Below are 14,834 nucleotides of genomic sequence, written 5' to 3'. Positions count from 1 at the left end.
CACACGATGCGGATCGCAACCATAGCGATAAAGTAAGGCGCGTTCTCGCCAACGACTTTGAGACACTTTGATGATTGATCGCATAGATGTTGCTAAACTATCTAAGTATCAGGTTTTTATTCATAATGATTTGAAGATAGTCGAGATTAAGTATCCCAGTCTCAATCCGAACATCAATCTTCCGCAGGTGATCTTAGAAGCCTTTCAGGGTCTCACGGAACCTTGGACTTTTGACCTTATTGCCGACATGTCAGAGTTCGACGGCTTTGTGCCTTGGGATCAGCTTGAGAAATTTGCAGACACATGGTCCGAGGCCGTTCAACGAAAAGACGATGGGAGGGGTGTCGCCATCGTCTCGGTCAATCCTTTAATATTCGAGCGGATGGATGGATATCTGGAACTTTGGCCCGGGCGCGAATTTAAGATCGTCAGCACGGCGACCGAAGCCCGAAAATGGTTGCTGGGGCGTCCCGGTGAGGCAGCCGATTAAGGTGACTTGAGCAACTCGTATCCACGCCTTTGCTTCTGACGCAATATGGCACCAATCATTTCGTCAGCCTGCACCTCATCGGTGAACCAAAATTCTTTAGACTGCCCGGCAGTGCCGATCCGGCCCCAATGGCGGACGACCGCTACATCACCAAATAGGCCAGGCTGAACGGACACCTCGTAAGATCGAGCCATGTTGCGAGCCTGATCAATACGTCGCAGGTGCTGTACGGTCACGCCGAAATCCTCTGTAGAGTCAATATGGTAGCTTACCACGGGTGAAAATCCGGGCCAAGAACAAAACGAGACTCACATACTGTTGGAGTCCTTCTGGAAAACTCCGCCGAACTCCACCTGCGCCAGCTCAGGCTGCCATACCTATCGATAATTCACACATTTCTCAATGCAACTGACTACCGGTAGCCGGCCAACTAATTCCTTACGACTCCAGAGAAATATGTCAGTAGGGCCAATGCTGACAAATTTTGTCAGCTAAGCTGGCTGACGAACACCCCCTTGACAGCCTGCAGTATTTGGGAACAAAAAGAGAACATATTTCGCGCCATCCAGAAAGGATTGAGCATGTCATGTCCCTCGATAACCGCGCCCAGTTCCGAGCCTTACGCGCCCGCTTCGGCGGCGGACACGTCCATGACCGCTCCATCCTCCCGTTCGGAAACGACGAGATCGACCGAAAACTACCTGGCGGTGGACTGGTGCGCGGCGCCTTGCATGAGGTGGCCGGTGGCGCCCATGGCGCTGTCGACGGGGCTGCCGCCGCAGCTTTTGCAGCGGGCGTAGCCGCGCGGACGGGGGGCATGGTCTTGTGGTGTCATACGCAGCCCGATCTGTTTGCGCCCGCGCTCGCGCAATGCGGCCTGACGCCGGATCGCGTCGTCTTCTTCGAGTCGCACGACGAGAAGTCGATACTGGCCTGTTTCGAGGAAGCCTTGCGGCACGGGGGCTTGAGCGCCGTCGTCGCCGAGATCGGGCCTCTGAGCCTGAAGGTGTCCCAGCGGCTTCAATTCGCCGCCGAGACATCGGGCACGATGGGCATGGCGCTGCGACGATGGCGACGTCAGACGGACGCGCGGGATTTTGGGACACCGACCGCCGCCTCGACGCGGTGGCGGGTGACCGAGATCGAAGCTGATCCGTTGCCGGTAAGGGGCGTCGGCCGGGCGAAATGGTTGTTGGAATTAATGAGGGTGCGCGGAGGTGAATGCGCAGACTTCGAAGTAGAGGCGTTCGATGCACAGGGTCATCTCGGTATACCTGCCCACATGGCCGACGGATCGGTTACGACGGTTGCCGGATGGGGTCGCGCCGCCTCGTGATGTACCTCTGGTCCTCAAAGGCTCGGATGGCCGCCGTCGCGTGGTGACGGCCGTCGATGACTTCGCCCATTCTCTGGGTATTCGTGTCGGCATGCCGGTGGCCAAGGCGCAGGCACTGGTCAATGATCTGCATCTGGTCGACGCCGATCCCCACGCTGATCTGGCGGAACTGGAAGCCCTGGCGCTTTGGGGGCTGCGTCGATACTCGCCACTGGTTATGGTCGATACCCCTGATGGGCTGGTGCTCGACGTGACCGGGGCAACGCACCTCCATGGCGGCGAACAGGATCTGCTTCAGGATATAGTTGGCCAACTCTCAGAACGTGGGGTGACAGCCAAGGTCGCCCTGTCGGAGACCTGGGGCGCGTCCTATGCGCTGGCTCGATATCTGCCCGCGCCAATCACCTTGATCGCACCCGGCAAGACCAACGAAACCTTGCTGCGATTGCCGGTCGAGGCGCTGCGGCTGCAGGCAGCAACGCTCGACGATTTGCGCGTGCTGGGTTTCGACACGATCGGCGAACTGGCCTCGCAACCGCGCGCGCCTTTGACGCTTCGGTTCGGCCCGCACCTCTTTCGACGCATCGACATGGCCTTTGGTCGGCTGGCCCAGCCAATCACCCCCGCCGAACCACCCGAAATGATCCTGGTGCGTCGGGCCTTCTTCGAGCCCATCGGTGCGCCGGAGACCATCGCCAAATATACCCGTCAGCTTGTGGAGGCATTGTGCGAGCGGCTGGAGGAAGCCGGGGAAGGCGGCTTGCAGGTCGACCTGCGCTGTACCCGCGTTGACAACAAGGTCGAGGCCGTCCAGGTCCGCATGGCCAAGCCGGTTCGGGACGTCGTCCGCCTCTCGAAGCTCCTATGCGACAAGATCGAAAAGATCGATCCCGGCTTTGGGATCGAGCGCATGGTTCTGGCGGCGACCCACACGGGTTTGCTCTCGCCGCAACAAATCCACGCCGCCTATGGTGAGCCAGCGCCCGCCGATGTCGAAGACCTTTGGGACACGCTGTATAACCGCTTCGGAGAAACCAGCCGCCTCTACCGAACCGCCCCATCGGCCAGCGACATTCCCGAACGCGCCGTGCGGCGGCTACCCACCCATTCCAGCGACATGGGTTCCCCGCGCAATGCCAGGTTCCGACGACCCTTCCGGCTGCTGCGCCCGCCCGAACCGATGCAGACTATGGCCTTATTACCGGACCATCCGCCCGTCTCTTTCCAATGGCGCGGCAGCCGTTATCGCGTGACCGCCGCCGATGGCCCTGAGCGCGTCAGGGGCGAATGGTGGCAGACGGAGAAGGAGGCCGGGAAGGTCCGGGATTATTACATTTTACAGGTCGATGGCGGCGAGCGCTTCTGGGTCTTCCGGACCGGCGATGGTCAGAATGAGAATACCGGGTCATTGCGCTGGTACATGCACGGGAAGTTTGCGTGATGTCTGCCGGCAGCGCAGTTCCCTATATCGAGCTGCAATGCGCTTCGCACTATTCCTTCCTGCGGGGCGTGTCGTCGTGCGACGAACTGTTCGAGCAAGCCAAAGCGTTGGGCATGGACGCTCTGGCCATTACTGACCACAACAGTCTGTCGGGCGTTGTGCGCGCCTTGGTCGCGTCGCGGGCCACAGGGGTGCGGTTGATTACTGGTTGCCGACTGGACTTGGCCGATGGCTGTTCGCTCCTCGTCTATCCGACCGATCGGGCCTCCTATGGACGACTGAGCCGGATGCTGACCACGGGCAATAGCCGGGCCGGCAAGGGCAAGTGCCTGATCGACTGGCGCGACGTCGAGGATGTCGCGGAGGGGCTAATTGCCATCTTCCTGCCGGACGAACCCGACGACCAGTGCGGCCTGCACCTGAAGCGCTTCAAATCCCTCTTCGCCGAGCGTGCCTATGTGGCGTTGACCCTGCGCCGTCGGCAGGGCGACTACACCCGGCTGCTGGCGCTATCCAATATGGCCGCCCGTTGCCGGGTGCCGACCGTCGTGACGAACGATGTCCTCTATCACGTCCACGACAAGGCCATGTTGCAGGACGTCGTCACCTGTATCCGCCACCGCTGCACCATCGACGAACTGGGTGACCGGCGCGAACTCTATGCCGACCGCTATCTGAAGTCCGCCGAGGAAATGGCGCGGTTGTTTCCGGATTACCGGGAGGCATTACGGCGGTCGGTCGAAATCGCCGACAAGGCCCGTTTTAGTCTGGAGGAACTGACCTACCAATATCCCGCAGAACTCACCCATGACGGTCTGGCGCCTATTGAGCGGCTGAAGCGTCTGTCGTGGGAAGGGGCCAAGTGGCGGTTCCCGGAGGGGGTGCCGGACGAGGTCATAAGGCTCCTGAAGCACGAACTGGGTCTGATCGAGCAGCTCGACTACGCCCCGTACTTTCTGACGGTCAATTCGATTGTCCAGTACGCCCGCTCCATCGGCGTCCTATGCCAGGGGCGGGGATCGGCCGCAAACTCTTGCGTCTGTTATGTGCTGGGCATCACCTCCATCGACCCGGCGCGCAACGACCTGCTGTTCGAGAGGTTCGTCAGTGCTGAGCGCGGTGAGCCGCCCGACATTGACGTCGATTTTGAGCACAACCGCCGCGAAGAGGTGATGCAGTGGGTCTTCAACACCTATGGCCGTAACCACGCGGCCCTGTGTTCCGTCGTCACCCGCTATCGGACGCGCGGGGCGCTCCGCGACACCGCCCGTGCCATGGGGCTGCCCGAAGACCTGATCAAGACCCTGTCGTCGCAAGTCTCGCACTGGTCGCGCGACGGCTTCAAAGCGGAAGATGCCGTCGGCCTCGGCATCAATCTCAATGACCGGCGCATCTGTCTGGTCATCGAGTTGTCGCGCCAGCTTATGGGCACGCCCCGCCATTTAAGCCAGCATCCCGGCGGGTTCGTCCTGACGCATGATCGGTTGGACGAGATGTGTCCGATCGAACCGGCGGCGATGAAAGACCGCCAGGTCATCGTCTTCGACAAGGACGACATCGACGTCCTGAAATGGATGAAGGTCGACTGCCTGGCGCTCGGCATGATGTCGGCCATGCGCCGCGGCCTTGACCTATTGCGACAGTACAAGGGGATCGATCTCAATCTGGCGACCATACCGTCGGAAGATCCGCGCACCTACGCGATGATCCGCCTTGCCGACACCATGGGAACGTTCCAGATAGAGTCCCGGGCGCAGATGTCGATGTTGCCACGGATAAAGCCGCGCACCTTTTACGACCTCGTCATCGAGGTGGCGATCGTCAGGCCGGGACCGATCCAGGGCGACATGGTTCACCCGTTCCTGCGCCGAAGAGAAGGGAAAGAGCCGGTCAGCTATCCGTCGCCTGAATTGGAGGCGGTTTTGGCCAAGACTCTGGGTGTACCCCTTTTCCAAGAGCAAGCGATGCGGGTGTGCATGATCGCCGCTGGCTTCACGGCTGCAAAGGCCGATTTGGTCAGGAGGGCGATGGCCACGTTCAAATTTACCGGCGGCGTCAACAAGTTCCGCGACGAGATCATCGGAGGGATGCTGAAAAACGGCTACACGGAGGAATATGCCGAGACGCTGTTCGGTCAGCTCGAAGGGTTCGGCAGTTACGGCTTCCCGGAAAGCCATGCTGCCAGCTTTGCCCTAATCGCCTACGCCTCGTCCTGGCTGAAATGCCACCACCCGGATGTCTTCCTCGCCGCGCTGCTGGACAGCCAGCCGATGGGCTTCTACGCGCCGGCGCAACTGATCCGCAACGCGCAGGAGCACGGCGTCACCGTCCTGCCCGTCTGCGCCAATCGCTCGCGCTGGGACTGTACCCTTGAACCGACCAGCCACCCCAACCGCTTTGCGGTCCGTCTCGGCTTCCGCATGATCAAAGGTCTGCGGACCGACGACATGGTCACCCTGATCGCCGCGCGCGGCGAGACGCCGTTCAAATCGTTGCAAGATCTGTGGCGTCGTTCGGGGATTTCTATCGCGACACTCCAGCGGCTGGCGCGCGCCGATGTGTTCAAGCCAAGCTTTGGACTGGAACGCCGCGATGCGCTCTATGGTCTGAAGGGGATGCGCGATGAGCCATTGCCCTTGTTCGCCGATCTGCTCGATGCGGAGGGCGGGCATCAGGCAGAGGCGGTCGAGCCGACGCTTGATCTCAAGCCGATGACGGCGGGCCATTCCGTTGTCGAAGACTATAACGCGCAGGGTTTCAGTCTGAGCCGGCACCCGGTATTCTTCCTGCGCGACGAACTGAAGGGCAGGGGGCTGATGTCGTGCAGGGAGGCCATTGCTCAGGCCGACGGCAAATACGTCAAGGTCGCCGGTCTAGTGCTAGTCCGACAGCGACCTGGTTCGGCCAATGGCGTGACCTTCATGACGATCGAGGATGAGTCGAACGACATGAACATCATCGTATGGGAAAAGACGGGTCAGCTTTACAAGCGCGTGCTTTTGGCCTCCAGCCTGATCGAGGTTTCAGGCCAGATCCAGAAGGAAGGACAGGTGGTCCACCTGATCGCTCGGTCGCTGAACGACCTGTCGCCGCTACTTTCGACCATCAGCCAGCGCGACGTAGCCATGAGCCTGCCGCATCAGCCGGGCGACGAGTTTCGAAACGGCGGGGCGCTGATGGATTCCCGCATGGCGAAGTCGCCGGCGGGGCATGCGGCTTTGGTGAAGAGTCGGGATTTCAGGTGATGGCTCTAAATCGTTCCACGTCAGTGACATCGTGGGTCAGCCCGGTGACCGTACGTGGCAAAAGGTGGTTTCGAATTCAGCTTAAGGGCGAGGAGACGCGGTGTAGGCAGTGATAGGAGCGAGTTGTCCGGCGCTTCCAGGGCTTAGAATGAGCTTGACCGAAACCCCAACGAGGCCAAGCACGTCCAGTACCAGCGCAACCATTGCGCAGCTTTGCACACTTTCTGGAAAGCGACCAAAGATAACGGTGACGCAGGTAAGGGCCACCCCGATGAAAAGGACGACAGCGACGTAACCCGTCACCAATCGTAATTGGAACCACGCGGCGGCCTGCCGTTTGTTCAGATCGAAGGTTTCGCTTTCCTGCCGGAGTTGCTCGGCTTGTGCGGGTTGCATCAGTCGTCCTCCCAATCATCACGGCTTACGCGCGGTCGGTCGACGGCTTCTTGTGCGCGGTTGCGGACATACTCATAGAGTTCGTAGGCCGGTGAGAACGGCGACAGGCCTGTCAGAATCTGCATCGACTGTTTCAGGTCGGCCACGTCCCTCGGCATGGGCTCTCCAATACGCCCGCTGCGCATGCCTGACGTCGCTGCGCCCATTAGATAGGACAGGGCGGTGTCGTAAAGCTTTGCATCGATGGTCTGGCATCGCTCTAAAAAGCGTTCCACAAAGGCAACCTGATCGAAAATGAAGTCGTGCCGCCCCTGACGAAGCAATACCGCCATCAGGCGCAACTCGTTGGTGTCAGCCGAATCCAGATAGGCTGAAAAGAAGCGCGCGACCGCCGCATTTTCATGTCCGAACATGGCTTCAAATGCGTCCGCTGCCCGATAGGCGAAATCCTTGTCGTCCGCCTGCCCCCGCATCCATGTCCAGAATTCGCGGCTGAGCTCATCGAACTCTGCACTCTGCGCGAACTGAAGCGGTTCATGCCGCCATGGGCCGTAATTGGCGACCCTGAAGCTTCCTTCCGGTGACGTGCCAGCATGGTCGATACGCGCCATGAAAAAGCGCAAGGTCAGGGCAGGTAATCGTTTGGAGAGATGGGCCAGGAGCTGATCGATCCAGTGACCTTCGAGGGTCGTGACGGTGACAAGTTTTTGCAGCAGTTGCGCCACCTGCGCCTCGGGCAGGGCTGACAGTTCCCGATCGCGCTCCGGCCCTATCAAGGCGAGGGCGATATTGTCGGCCGCCTTACTGTCGTCGCCGATATTGGCTTGGAGGAGGAGGTCGAGCTTTGTGGCAATCGGCATGTCGCGCCAAGTCGAGACGGTATAGGTGGCCTCAGTCGCCACATCCCGATCCGGACTGACCAGCAGGGCTTTGACCGCATCGATTTCTGGCGGTTCCAAAACGGTATCGAGATAGCGAAACGCTACGGCGATCACTCGCAATGCCAGATTGCCTTTGGCGTCGAGATAGCGGGCGACCCACGATCTCGCCAAGTCGGGATTGGTGCGCAGGAGGACGCCGAGACTGAGGTTGGCCCATGACGCAAGAGGCCGTTCCGGGTCCATTAGAGGGAGTTCGCACATGGCGGAGGCGAACTCTTCGTCATTGCGGCAGAACTGGTCGAGGACCAGATGAGGGTTCGACTCGGCACGCGTCGTCTTGAAATCCGCCATTACGCGTTCGATGGCCATCAAGCGCTGCGACACATCCGGATAGGCCTCTGTGATTTTGGATGCGTTATTGAGAGCCCACTTGCGGGCGCGCTTTTCGTAGTCGTCGACATCCTGATCAAGGAAACGTTCGTAGGCGTTTCCGCGGACCGCATCGCAGATGACGAATTCGACGTCGCGGTTGATGGCTTTATGAATTTCGCTCGCGATTTTTGCCAGATCCGGGTCGCGGCGTTTCTGGTACCAGGCGAGCCTTAGGTCGATTTCCTGACGGGCGATAGGGAGCATACCCTCGTCGACGCGCTTGCGCACGCGTGCCAGGGTATCCTTGAACTCCTCGGTAAAGGCAGCTCTGTGCTCTCCCGGGCTGGACAAACCCATCAGGCCGTGGGGGCCGCGGGTCGCTACCTCCAGGAAGTCCGCTGCGGCGTAAGCGATCCGCACATTTGTACTACCCATTAGCTCCAGCATCTTGTCGACGATCTGCCGGCGGAAACTGGCTACAATCTCATGCGAGATGAGGAAGGGTGAAACTGAAAACGTTTCGCGGGTTGTGTTCCACTGTGTGCCCTCGGCGCTCATCAGCGGCTTTAAAAGGTCGAACGGCGTATGCACACCTGTCCACCCTGGGGGGTTATCGCACAATGCCAGTGCAAATTTCAGGACGGCTTCATTAAGCCAAAGCGGTTTGCGCACGCCGTATTCGGCGAGGTCCGTGATCACCCGGATCGGATGGGAGGTGTTGGCGTTCGTGGCCCGGTTATCGTTTAGCCCCAGCTGCCAAAGCAAGCCGAGGGCTTCGTCGATGGCCGCGCCTGAGTACACGACATTCCGAAGAATTTCCGGGAGAGCGCGCATCGTGCGGCGGCGGCGCATCTGCCGGCGTACGAAGTCCAGCGTCTGGCGCGGCTGGAATATCGCTACGGCCTTTATGGCGTCGAGTCTTGGGTTCCAGTCCTCTGTAATTTCGTCGAACGACTGCCAGATGTCTTTCAAGAGCTCGCTGTTTTCCGTGTCTCCATCATGACGGCGCCAGTCCAGCCGGCCCAGATTGACCAGAGCATTGCTCAGGTACTTGGGCGGCATCTTATCGAGCGCTTGGTGGACAAAGGGCGAAAGTTTGCCGGTCGGGCCGATGCAGACGTCGTCCAGTAGGTAGTCGGCCAGCACGTCAGGCATCAACCGGTAGAACGGACCGCGTTTAAAGACAATGCCACCTTCAACGAACCGCCGGTAGACGCGCGAGATCTCGTCCGTGGTCAGGCCTTGAAGCTCTGAGATAAACTGAAGAAGCTGGTTATCTTCAATGTGAAAGGGCTGGGTCAGGGCCAGGGCTTCCAGTACAGCCTTGTGTGCTTTCTCTTCGCCTGCCACGCCCAGATCGCCGACGGTGACCCGTGCAAAGCGCCGCAGCACCGTATCCTTGAAGACCTCATGATCCTTAATACGTTCCAGAGACAGTGTGTCTGACGAAATCACGCGCGCGGCCATGGCCACGACCAGGGGGGATTGGCCGGCGAACTGGACCAGCCGCTTCGCGAAATCTTCGCCCTGCCAAGCCGATGGCAAGGCTTCGGCGGCGAGGGCTTCGAGCTGTGGCTGGCTTAGTTCCGGCAGATCGATCTGCTTTATGGCGACCAGGCCGACGACCGCCGCTTGGTTGCGAATCCGATTCAGCGCGTAGGGCCGTGACGCGAGGATGACTTGAGTCAGATTGGCCGGGTCGGTGGCATACTGCAGGAGCTCTCCAAGATTATCTCGATCGTGGGCATCATCGACGACAAGCAGCCTCGGTCCGCTCCCCAATTGCTCAAGCGATACGCGGTTTGGCTCACCGGATGCCGTAAGGAACCGCACTGTTATTGCCGGGTTCTCGGTCGCAAAACGCCGGGCGGCATCGCGCAAGAGCTTGGACTTGCCCATACCGCCCGCTGCGGACACGATCAGCGCCCGATCGGCAGACCGGGCAAACGCCAAAAGCTCATCTATTTCCTCATCTCGCGCGATTAGCGACCAGTCGTGGGATAGGGCTTTGTCGTTACCGCTGAAGGGGCGAAAAAACTCGTCGGCGGTCATCCATGGCCCCGTCTCGTCGAGCCCGAGGAGCGCGCGGCGCCGGCCTTTGAAGTAGATGTCAACGAGCCTGACCTGTTTCTCAACGGGCAGTTCGGTCCGGACCAGGCGGGACAGATGATCCTTGTCCCACAGATCCCATTTTGGATATTCTCGCACGGCGTCGGCTGTCTGGGGGCTGGCCACGCGGCTGAGCACAAGCACGGCTCGGTCGACCGGCCGAGAGACATGATCCACCATACGCGCGACGTCTTTGGGGCCGAACTGCTGAGCGCGCTTACACTGAAAGCCGGTGACGCCGGTCTGGTCCCGCATTTCGATATCGAGGCCGCCCTGATCATGACCCTGCTCACCCAGACGGCGGACGGTGGCGGTCGGGTGAAGGAAATGGAGGAGGTCGGCCGTGAAATGCTCGAACGACTCTGGGTCCAGCAGATCGACGGGAAGGGGTTCGTAAACTCGAACGGGTTGTGTGCTGTTTGTGTAGCCGGCGGCCGACATCAGGTCTGCAGCATTGATGTGTAGGACTTCGGCAATCTCGGATATTTGTCCGGCTCTCGGCCTGTGGGTGCCGGCTTCCCAGCGGCTGACGGTCTGTTGCGACACCCCCAAACGCGCCGCGGCGTCTGCTTGCTTCTCCAGCCCTGCGGCTACCCGCGCAGACGTCACCATTGCGCCCAGATCAACAAAAGGTAGGGGAGTGGCTTTCGTCATATTCGCACACATATCATGTGTGCGAAATTATTCCAAACTCATTTTGTGAGTGTGAAGGTTCGGCAGTGTTATTCGCAGTACTTTGGCCAAAAATCCAGTGCGGCAGCTGACGCTTGTGCTCGGCTTGTTGCATATCACATGGTTATATTCCGATTATAATCCGAATATAATCGCATGATTATTTGACGATTTCGGGAGGTCGAGTTCCCATGCACCCGCTGCCTAATATCTTCCAAGTGAATCTCCAGCGCTTCTATGAACGCGTGATCCGACCGACTATGAACGGCTTACAGGTGCATCAGGTGCTTGAGACGGGGGATGCCGCGTCCATGGAGGAATTCCTGGCACGCGCGGCCGCTCAGGTCGATAATTATACCGCCAACGAGGCGGCTAAGGCCTACGCCCTGATCATAAGCGGTCTGTTCGAACGTCAACTGCGCGTCTGGGCCAGACAGCTACTCACCGACCTGCCAAAGACCAAGTCCTATGTCGAATTGGCCGGGATATGTGCAAACCACGTCGGTTACGATTTCGTCGCAGACGATGTCCGCAAGAATCTCGATGAGGCGCGCCTTGTTGCCAATCTCGTGCGTCACGGGGACGGGATTTCATCCGAGCGTCTGAAGGAAGTGGCGCCGGACCTGTGGACGTCGCCCGGGCCGGACTATATCGACCTGCTGTCCGTCCCATCGCCTGACAGCGAAAGCATTCGGATACGGCGTGAAGACCTCTACCGCTATCTGCAGGCTTCGTTCGCCTACTGGGGTCATGTTAATCCGGTGCCCCATGCCGTTACCCGGATGGTGTTCTGATGGCGTTTGTAGGGTAGGGTGGGTGACCAATGGTAAGGTCGCCGCCCTACGAGCCTCGCTCCCTCGCGCAGCGCCTTTCTAAGAGCGCCGTATTCCGGGTAGAAAAAAAGCAGGCGATACGCCTGCTCTCTTCCATATATAATTCGATTAGCCGATGCCTAATCACCCACTACTTAGTCTTTACGACCTGGCCGTGAAGCGCTGCGCGGGATGCTTCTGGTTATTTACGAGCGGGGCACCTCAATCACGCTCGCCACCGAAATGGGTCCAATATGTAGCACCGATACCGCTGAAAGTCCTTGTCTAAGGAGCTGAATGGGCCTGCGCTTTAGAATATAAATCAACTCCATTCGGCAAGTAGGCGGTAGATTTCGGTGCTCATTCACTACGGAAGGTTACGTATCTACTGAAAAACCTCGCGAGCCTAAATTAGGGCGTTATAGAAAAAGTCGTTGCAAAATGCTAAATTGATCTAAAAGTACTCCGATTCGGAGTGCTGTGAGGCGCGTGGAATGGACCCGTTCGATCCAAAAGAAATTGCAGAAGCAATAACTCAAGGCCAAAAGAATAAGCGAAACCTTGAACTGATCTCCAATTGGTGCAGTCACGCTCAATTGGATCGCTTCGGCGGCATCGGCTTGATCGAGCAATTGCACCAAGTTCCGATAGGTAGTGTTGGCGTAAAATGCGAAAATGGCCGAGCAGGTGGTAGTTATGGCTGGGATTTGGGGAACTCGTTTCTCGAATTTTATCGCAGAAATTGCAAATCCTGCCAGGTACGGCGCTCTGTACGTCAACCCGATATTCAGCCTCTCATCGACCGGTACGAGGCCAAAGTCGCTCAACATGAACAAAATCAGGCCGAAGCTGCGCGCACCCAACTGACGAAATTGGACGCGCGGCGCCAAGCTCGCGAGCGCCTACGTTCGCCTACAAACGTCCTGAGCAATGAAGTTGTCGATCTGATTGATGAGGTCGACGCGCACGCCTGTAGCGATGCCGGTAAGAAACTGGCCGAGATGGCGCGTCTTGCGCCAGAAGCCTTTTCCCCTGATCTACGCGCTCATTTAACAGGCCTAATCGCTGCTGAAGAGCCTCGCTTGGCACTTGCGGCCTATGGCGTTATTGTCAATCTGGACGCCTGTCCTCTGCAGGGAAGGTTGGCGCTATCAACCGAAATCCTGAAAAGGAAGCCGGAACATTTAGGCGCGGCGGATTTCATTGGCACACATGCGGATCAACTCGATCCGGCTTCGCTTGAAGACCTCCTCCCACGCTTGGCCCGTTTAGCCAAGCCGGCTCGCGGCATCATGTCGTATCAATCGCCGCACTCAGACCCACTGATCGCTGTCACACGGGCCCGATTGCCGGAAACTATCGCTTTCGTTGGTAGAATCCTCGGAGATGGGGGACCAGGTAAGGTATTGGTCGCGTCGCAAATCATCGCAACCATCGGAGATACCTTTCCATCCGAAATACGCCGTTTCGGAAGACAAATTCTTTCGCTTCTCCTGCGGCGTCGTACGCTCCTACCGGAATTTGAAAACAGACATGCAAACGGACTCGTCGAGTTACGTGATGCTGCAGTCGCCGTCTGGAAGTCGGACCCGCTCGCAGCAGACAAACTATTGCAGTCGCTCCTACAAGGCGGCGATGACATCGCCCGAACCGAAACCGCGAAACTTTACGCGAGATCGCTCGATGTTCTTCAAGAAAAGTCGGTACTCGAGCCAACTGAGATCAACCGCACTGCATTCAAGCGGTTGCTTTGGGCGGCCGTTGAAGATGTGGGAGTAGACCTCGATTCCCGTGCCATTGCTTTTTTTCGACGTCCCGTCAAAAAACTGGCGAAAATTGCGGCCACTGAAATAGATTCCCTCTTAGGTGCTGCGGCCACCCTGAGCGAGCGATACGCTGCGATCGGGAAACCCAATGATCAGATTATCCGGCCAAAAACCTTCCTGGACCAGTTGAACGTCAGACAGAAGCGTTCCTCGATCGACACACTTCAGGGTGAGCTGATCAGTTGGGCCATTGTCGGTGCGACCGAGTTAGGCGTAGCAGGCGTCGAAAGCATTCTGGCCCTCTATACCGCCTTGCCGGATGAACAAGAACAAATGCGCGCCAATATGGTCGCGCATTTCGGGGAACTTATCACGTCGCCCGACTCGATGAATGCCGTCCTGCCCCAGATCTACCGTGCTCTGACGGATGATAGCGTCCTGATCCGGGCTAGTGCGGGCCAAGCCGTCGGATCGACCAATTATCATCACAGGCGGAACTTCCCCGAACTGATTTTCGAGCTCTATCTTGTTCATCTGTCCGATCCCTTTGTGATGGTACACAAGGGGGCGGTGAAGTCGCTTCACCTCTACGACTTCCCGGAGAACCTCAAACGCTCTGCGATAGCTGCACTGGTGGACCTCATCAACACCTACAGGCGTTCCAGAAAAGATGACAACTTCCTCGTCAGCTGCCTAGGTCATTATGTCAACAACCTCACCGATGCACAGATACGCGGTGATCAGGGTAGGGCTGTCATTGCGCTCCTCAACGAAATTGATGAAATGGAAGCCTGCGCAGCTATGGATCGCGGGATGGGGGTTACACTTGTCGAGGCACCGGGCGCGGTCGATCTAATGTGCAAGCTGATCCTATCCGAATGGAACATGGACCGCCAGAACGACCCTTTGCTGGAGCACCTGCAGACCTACCCGCGTAACATACTAATTGCCTCGGCGAACTCACTGGTCGAATTGGGCAAAAAATTAGGGGAGGACGATTTCCATAAGCCTCTGTCCATCATCTTCCTCCTTGTCCGTATCGCCTGCCCATCGGCGGCAAAGTCCGTTGTTGACGCTATACTCCCGACCATTCCCGACAACCGGCGTGAAAAGGTCTTCCGTGACCTGTACGGCACAATAAAGATAGCGTGTGATCTGGAGGCGAGCCTCCCACCGAATCTGGAGCAGGTGCAGGCGGCCAGAGCGGCCTGGGATCAACTATTCGAAGACATAGACAAGGACGCTGCAGAAGCCGATGAGACACGAGACATTTCACCGATCTTTCTCAGCCAGATTGAAGGCCCTTGAGCTTCT

The 14,834-nt window shown here is 58.4% G+C and carries 9 protein-coding genes; 6 read left to right on the top strand and 3 right to left on the bottom strand.

Annotated elements, in window-relative coordinates; genetic code table 11:
* Positions 1-70: 70 nt before the first annotated feature.
* On the top strand, positions 71-490 hold the full coding sequence (locus ACK8OE_RS18270; protein ID WP_410273762.1) for a hypothetical protein: 420 nt from the start codon (positions 71-73) through the stop codon (positions 488-490).
* On the opposite strand, the gene ACK8OE_RS18265 is transcribed toward ACK8OE_RS18270, so the two are convergent.
* Positions 487-726 (bottom strand): WGR domain-containing protein, encoded by a 240-nt coding sequence (locus ACK8OE_RS18265; RefSeq protein ID WP_410273761.1) that lies wholly within the window; start codon positions 724-726, stop codon positions 487-489. The genes ACK8OE_RS18270 and ACK8OE_RS18265 overlap by 4 nt on opposite strands.
* A gap of 350 nt (positions 727-1,076) precedes the next feature.
* Here ACK8OE_RS18265 and ACK8OE_RS18260 point away from each other — a divergent pair, with 350 nt between their 5' ends.
* The 3 genes from ACK8OE_RS18260 to ACK8OE_RS18250 are packed head-to-tail and all read left to right on the top strand — an operon-like array spanning position 1,077 to position 6,512.
* On the top strand, positions 1,077-1,826 hold the full coding sequence (locus tag ACK8OE_RS18260) for an ImuA family protein (RefSeq protein WP_410273760.1): 750 nt from the start codon (positions 1,077-1,079) through the stop codon (positions 1,824-1,826).
* Positions 1,798-3,267 carry a Y-family DNA polymerase gene (locus ACK8OE_RS18255; protein WP_410273759.1) on the top strand — a complete coding sequence of 490 codons (1,470 nt, stop codon included), beginning with the start codon at positions 1,798-1,800 and terminating at the stop codon, positions 3,265-3,267. The genes ACK8OE_RS18260 and ACK8OE_RS18255 overlap by 29 nt, the downstream gene beginning before the upstream one ends.
* Positions 3,267-6,512: an error-prone DNA polymerase gene (locus tag ACK8OE_RS18250; protein ID WP_410273758.1), complete on the top strand. Its 3,246-nt coding sequence runs from the start codon at positions 3,267-3,269 to the stop codon at positions 6,510-6,512. Before ACK8OE_RS18255 ends, ACK8OE_RS18250 begins: the two co-directional genes overlap by 1 nt.
* 81 nt (positions 6,513-6,593) lie before the next feature.
* Here ACK8OE_RS18250 and ACK8OE_RS18245 read toward each other — a convergent pair whose 3' ends face one another.
* Both ACK8OE_RS18245 and ACK8OE_RS18240 read right to left on the bottom strand, forming a co-directional pair.
* Positions 6,594-6,908 carry a hypothetical protein gene (locus tag ACK8OE_RS18245; protein ID WP_410273757.1) on the bottom strand — a complete coding sequence of 105 codons (315 nt, stop codon included), beginning with the start codon at positions 6,906-6,908 and terminating at the stop codon, positions 6,594-6,596.
* Complete coding sequence (locus tag ACK8OE_RS18240; protein WP_410273756.1) at positions 6,908-10,924, bottom strand: helix-turn-helix domain-containing protein; 4,017 nt, start codon at positions 10,922-10,924, stop codon at positions 6,908-6,910. The genes ACK8OE_RS18245 and ACK8OE_RS18240 overlap by 1 nt, the downstream gene beginning before the upstream one ends.
* A 209-nt stretch (positions 10,925-11,133) precedes the next feature.
* On the opposite strand from ACK8OE_RS18240, the gene ACK8OE_RS18235 reads away from it, so the two are divergent.
* On the top strand, positions 11,134-11,736 hold the full coding sequence (locus ACK8OE_RS18235; protein ID WP_410273755.1) for a hypothetical protein: 603 nt from the start codon (positions 11,134-11,136) through the stop codon (positions 11,734-11,736).
* A 512-nt stretch (positions 11,737-12,248) separates the two neighbouring features.
* Entirely contained in the window at positions 12,249-14,828 is a 2,580-nt protein-coding gene (locus ACK8OE_RS18230; protein WP_410273754.1) for a hypothetical protein, read from the top strand.
* Positions 14,829-14,834: the final 6 nt, after the last annotated feature.

The organism is Asticcacaulis sp. W401b, from assembly GCF_046503825.1.
Lineage (GTDB): Bacteria > Pseudomonadota > Alphaproteobacteria > Caulobacterales > Caulobacteraceae > Asticcacaulis.
This window is presented reverse-complemented; position numbering and strand designations above follow the sequence as displayed.